The following is a 534-nucleotide window of genomic DNA, read 5'->3' on the forward strand; positions in this document are numbered from 1 at the left end:
GCACGAGGAGACCTATTGTGGAACGTGAATCGATGGAGTTTGACGTACTCATTGTCGGCGGTGGCCCCGCTGGATTATCAGCAGCCTGTCGTCTAAGACAAATCGCTGAAGAGACTGGTAATGAAATCAGCGTATGCGTTGTAGAAAAAGGATCTGAGGTTGGCGCCCACATCCTGTCTGGCGCAGTTCTAGAACCAACAGCGTTAAATGAGCTGTTCCCTAATTGGAAAGAAATGGGCGCACCATTAAATACCGCTGTAACAGGTGATGAATTTTACTTCCTGACCAATCAGGAAAAGTCGGTAAAACTTCCAAACGCTTTTATCCCTAAACCTACACACAACGATGGCAACTATATTGTTAGCCTTGGCAACGTTTGCCGCTGGTTAGGCGAGCAAGCTGAAGGACTTGGCGTAGAAGTATACCCAGGCTTTGCTGCAGCAGAAGTTTTATACCATGAAGATGGTCGTGTAAAAGGTGTTGCTACTGGCGACATGGGCATCAGCGAAGACGGCCAACAAAAAGACTCTTACA

The 534-nt window shown here is 47.4% G+C and carries 1 protein-coding gene; it reads left to right on the plus strand.

The genetic code is table 11. The annotated features are described in order from the left end of the window. Window positions 1-17: 17 nt before the first annotated feature. On the plus strand, window positions 18-534 hold a 517-nt coding region (locus A3729_RS10160), incomplete at its 3' end, for an NAD(P)/FAD-dependent oxidoreductase (RefSeq protein WP_156497865.1).

The sequence above is a fragment of the Oleiphilus sp. HI0043 genome (assembly GCF_001634935.1).